The 4,729-nt window shown below is 36.5% G+C and carries 6 protein-coding genes; all 6 read left to right on the top strand.

What is annotated here, in order from left to right:
* The coding region (locus ACTTKP_RS11275; protein WP_442554000.1) for a Fic family protein at window positions 1-357 on the top strand (357 nt) is incomplete at its 5' end.
* A gap of 216 nt (window positions 358-573) precedes the next feature.
* Window positions 574-882 carry a GNAT family N-acetyltransferase gene (locus ACTTKP_RS11270; protein ID WP_442553999.1) on the top strand — a complete coding sequence of 103 codons (309 nt, stop codon included), beginning with the start codon at window positions 574-576 and terminating at the stop codon, window positions 880-882.
* A 14-nt stretch (window positions 883-896) separates the two neighbouring features.
* Window positions 897-1,973, top strand: a complete 1,077-nt coding sequence (locus tag ACTTKP_RS11265; RefSeq protein ID WP_442553998.1) for a GNAT family N-acetyltransferase — start codon at window positions 897-899, stop codon at window positions 1,971-1,973.
* An 88-nt stretch (window positions 1,974-2,061) separates the two neighbouring features.
* Complete coding sequence (locus tag ACTTKP_RS11260; RefSeq protein ID WP_442553997.1) at window positions 2,062-2,838, top strand: HAD family hydrolase; 777 nt, start codon at window positions 2,062-2,064, stop codon at window positions 2,836-2,838.
* Between the two features lie 70 nt (window positions 2,839-2,908).
* The gene (locus ACTTKP_RS11255; protein WP_442553996.1) at window positions 2,909-4,279 is read left to right on the top strand and encodes an MATE family efflux transporter; all 1,371 of its coding nucleotides are present in this window, start codon (window positions 2,909-2,911) and stop codon (window positions 4,277-4,279) included.
* Window positions 4,280-4,341: 62 nt separating this feature from the next.
* On the top strand, window positions 4,342-4,605 hold the full coding sequence (locus tag ACTTKP_RS11250) for a type II toxin-antitoxin system Phd/YefM family antitoxin (RefSeq protein ID WP_442553995.1): 264 nt from the start codon (window positions 4,342-4,344) through the stop codon (window positions 4,603-4,605).
* Window positions 4,606-4,729: the final 124 nt, after the last annotated feature.

Raw genomic sequence — 4,729 nt, 5'->3', positions numbered from 1 at the left:
AATATAGCAGGAACTATGCAGACTTCAATGCCTGCCAAAGTTTCAGACGATATGAGGGAACTTTTAATCTGGTATAAAAATGCACCGAAGAACCTAACTACACTTGCTTTGTTTCATGTAAGGTATGAAAAAATCCATCCGTTTCAAGATGGAAATGGGCGTACAGGGCGTGTGATTTTGTTTAGAGAAACTCTTAAAAATGATATAATACCACCTATTATCCACGATGAGAACAGGATGGAATATATAGAGGGAATAAAAGAATATTCGGAAACAGGCTCGTCAGATAAAATGTACAACCTTCTTGTAAAGGAGCAAAATGAATATAAGAAAACAGTAGAGTTTTTTCTGGGATAAGCTTAGGGCTGTTACATTAAAGTATATTGATGTGACAGTCCTAAAAATATTTTAAAGAGCAGTCTCCCTGATTATCCAAATACTGTAGTTGAATATATAGTTAACTTATCAGAAAAGTTATTAAATTTATAGATTTTTGTAGACTGTTATGTGAAAATATAGTACAATTAAGATGTATAATCTGAAATAATTTTTTACTTAAAGGGAGAGGTTATTATGGAATTTAAAGAAAATACAGAAAAAATTTGGATGGAGAATGAGGAGGGTAAGATAATTGCCTATGTAGAGTTTCCTAAGATAAATGGAACTGCCAATGTAATGCATACTGTAGTTGACTCTTCGTTAAGGGGGCAGGGAGTTGCAGGCAGGCTTATGGAGGCATTAGTTGAAAAGATGGAAAAGGAAGATAGAAAATTGGAACTTACCTGCTCTTATGCGGTAGACTGGTTCAATAAAAACAGGGAGCATGAAAATGTGCTTGCCGATGCTGAGAAAGAATATGCAAAGGCAATTAATAAAGGATAAAATAGGTGTGAAATATGAAAAGTACGAATACAACCCTTGTCTATATAGAAAAAGATAATAAATATCTTATGCTGCACCGCAATAAGAAAGCAAATGACATAAACGAAGGCAAGTGGATAGGTGTGGGCGGCAAATTTGAATTTGGTGAAAGTCCTGAAGAGTGCATGGAAAGAGAAGTTTATGAAGAAACAGGGTTATATGCAACAGGATATTTTTACTGTGGAATAGTTACCTTTGTTTCGGAATATCTTGGAAATGAAGATAAGAATGAAACTGAATATATGCATTTATTTAAAGTTACCGGCTTTGAGGGCGAACTTAAGGAATGTGATGAGGGCGAGCTGGTTTGGGTAGAAAAAGAAAAATTGCTGTCCCTTCCGCATTGGAAGGGAGATGAACTGTTTCTTTCGGTTATAAACAGTGCAGGAAAAAGATTCTTTTCTATGAAATTCAGCTATATTAATGGTAAGCTGTTAGAAGCTGTCTATGATGCTGTACCATGTTTTATTACGGATAATTTAATCCTTCGTCCTTGGGATTTGGATGATGTAGGTGATTTATATAAATATGCCTCAGATCCCTGCATAGGTCTTTCAGCAGGCTGGAAACCACATAGGTCAGTGGAAGAAAGCAGAGAAGTAATTGAAAATGTGTTTATGAAACCGGGGATTTATGCTATTATATATAAACCGACTAATGAAGTTATAGGAAGCATAGGCCTACATGCCGGGAATAAAGAAAGCAGAGGACTTGGCAATGATGAGAAGCAGGCAGAAATAGGGTACTGGCTGGCGAAACCTTATTGGGGAAACGGTTTTATGGTAGAAGCAGCAAAACCTCTTATAGAATTTGGTTTTTTTGACCTTGAATTGAATAGGATATGGATAGCATATTTTGATGGAAATCACAGGTCGATGAGGGTAGCAGAAAAGCTTGGTTTTGTTTATAGTCATTTTGCAGAACGGGTAAAAATAGAAGCACTTGGAGAGGACAAAAAGGAACATTACATGTTATTTACCAAGGAAGAGTTTTATAAGAAAAGCAGGCTGGAATATAGTTCGTTTATAGCCGGAAAGTCTGAAAAAGCATAAAATACAATTAATAGGCTGTACTTTTTCTATATATTAATATAGAATGAAGTACAGCCTATTTTTAGGTATAAAACAGGGAGGACAGAGCATGAAGAAGATTAAAATTGCATTTTTTGATATAGATGGTACTATTTTAAGGTTTGGAAAGCCGGATCTTACCCCAAAGACTAAAGAGGCACTTAATAAACTACAGGAAAATGGAATAAAAATCTGTATTGCGACAGGCAGACCCCTTGTAGCTATTCCTCAGTTTGAAGGGGTAGATTTTGATATGAAGATAGCTTTCAACGGTTCAGTTTGTTTGTTGGACAATGAGTTCATTGTAAATAAAATGATACCTGCCAAAGAGGTGTCGATAATTATAGAAAATGCAGCTAAGATGGGAAGACCGTTAGCGGTTGCTACAAGAAGTAGGATAGTGACAAATGGCTGTGATGATGCCTTAAGAGAATATTTTGAATTAGCAAGTCTTGATTCAACTCCTTCTGAGGAATTTGAGGACGCCCTTAAAGAGGATGTATATCAGTTTATGATGGGCTGTGTGGAGAGTGAATGGGATACCATTCTAGAGGGTACTCACAGTGCACAAATCGCTGCTTGGTGGGATAGTGCAGTGGATATTATTCCAAAAGACAGTGGCAAGGGAAATGCTATCAAAAAAGTGCTTGAACATTTGAACTTATCGTCTGAAGAAGTGATAGCCTTTGGTGACGGTGGAAATGATGTGGATATGCTTGAAGCTGTTGGTATAGGGGTTGCTATGGGTAATGCAGGTGATAATGTAAAGGCTGTTGCTGATGAAGTTTGTGGAAGTGTAGATGAGGATGGTGTGTATCATTATCTGAAAGCTAAGGGGTTAATTTAAGTTAAAAATTTAACGAAGTAAGCATTTTATTTTATTTGAATTAATAATTAGAAATCTATAATGAGGTTTTATGAAAATAGGATTTAAAATATCAAAAGAGCAAAAAAAGTTTTATAGGGCACTTTTTGCACTGGTTATTCCGATTACTATCCAGAATTTTATCAGTAGTGCAGTAAACTCAGCAGATGTGCTTATGCTGGGCTATGTAGGGCAGTCTGAGCTGGCAGCAGTCTCCCTTGCCAATCAGTTTCAGTTTTTGCTTTGGGGATTTTTCTTCGGAGTAACTTCAGGAGTTACCATACTTGCAAGCCAGTACTGGGGCAAGAGGGATACGAACTCTATTCAGGCTGTTATGGGAATTGCAATTAAGATTTCGGTAGTTGTTACAGCCATACTTTCAACCTGTGCAATACTATTTCCTAGTCAGTTAATGACAATATATACAGATGATGAAGTCCTTAGGCAGATAGGAGCATCTTATTTAAGAATCATAGGAATATCTTATCTATTGTTAAGTTTTTCACAGGTTTATCTTTGTGCAATAAGAAGCATGGAAAGGGTGAAATTAAGCACAACCATAAGCTCGATTGCACTTGGCTTAAATGTAGCACTTAATGCAGTATTCATCTTCGGCTTACTTGGTATGCCTAAGCTTGGAGTAATTGGAGTAGGTATTGCCACCCTTATTGCAAGAGTAGTGGAAGTATCTCTATGCATAGCTGATGCCGCTAAAGCAAAGATATTTAAGATAGATTTTAAGCTTATGTTTGGTCATCACAAACTGTTGTTTAAGGATTTTGTAAAATATGCAACACCGGCTTTAGCAAATGATTTTCTGTGGACACTGGCATTTTCTACTTATTCAATTATCATGGGACATATGAATGCAGATGTGGTTGCAGCAAGCTCGGTTGCTTCTACAGTGCGTGGGTTATGCTCAATTGCCTGCTTCGCTATGGCAGGAGGAGCTTCGGTGCTTCTTGGAATTAAAATAGGCGAGGGAAAGATGGAGGAGGCAAAAGAATATGCAACTCGTTCCTGTCATGCAACCCTTGGGCTTGGAGTTCTTACAGGTTTAATAATTTTGGCGGTTCGCCCTATAGTATTTATGAGTTTTACGCTTAGTGAACAGGCTTATGATTATCTGGATATTATGCTGATTATCAGTTCTTATTATGTAATAGGGCAGGCTATGAATACCCTGTTGATAGCAGGGATTTTCAGGGCAGGAGGAGATTCAAGATTTGGTCTTATCTGCGATACTATAACCATGTGGGTGGTTGCAGTTCCACTCGGATTTTTAAGTGCCTTTGTACTAAAACTGCCACCTATGGTTGTATATTTTATTTTATGTCTGGATGAATTTTGGAAAATTCCGGTTGTTTATAAGCATTACAGGAGTTTTAAGTGGCTTAAGAATATAACAAGGGAGTTGGAGTGAAAAATAACCATTTAAAAACGGGAATAATAATGGTATAATTATACCATTAGGAGGTGAAAACAATGCCACAAATAATACCGATAAAAGATTTAAAAAATACATCAGAAATTTCTGAAATGTGTCATAGAGCTACTGAGCCTATTTATGTTACCAAAAATGGTTATGGCGATATGGTTATTATGAGCTTAGATACTTATGAGGCTACCATGAAACAGCTTTCAATGTATAGAGATGTAGAAATATCTGAAAAACAGATAGAACAAGGTCAGGTGAAAGATGCGAGAGTAGCACTTGGAGAAATGAGGACAAAATATGAAAGCCGATAATCAAAATTTAGAAAATAAAAAAATTATTTTTGTCTTATTAGCTGTTATATTGTTTGGGGATATTTTAAGGATTAATGCTTTCTCTAATTCAGCCAAGAGGACTTGGTATGGGGTAGATATGACA

Origin of the sequence: Catonella sp., assembly GCF_052169795.1 — a bacterium.
Classification (GTDB): Bacteria; Bacillota; Clostridia; order Lachnospirales; family Lachnospiraceae; genus Catonella.
The sequence above is the reverse complement of the archived record's forward strand: the minus strand, read 5'-3'. Positions and strand labels throughout refer to the sequence as shown.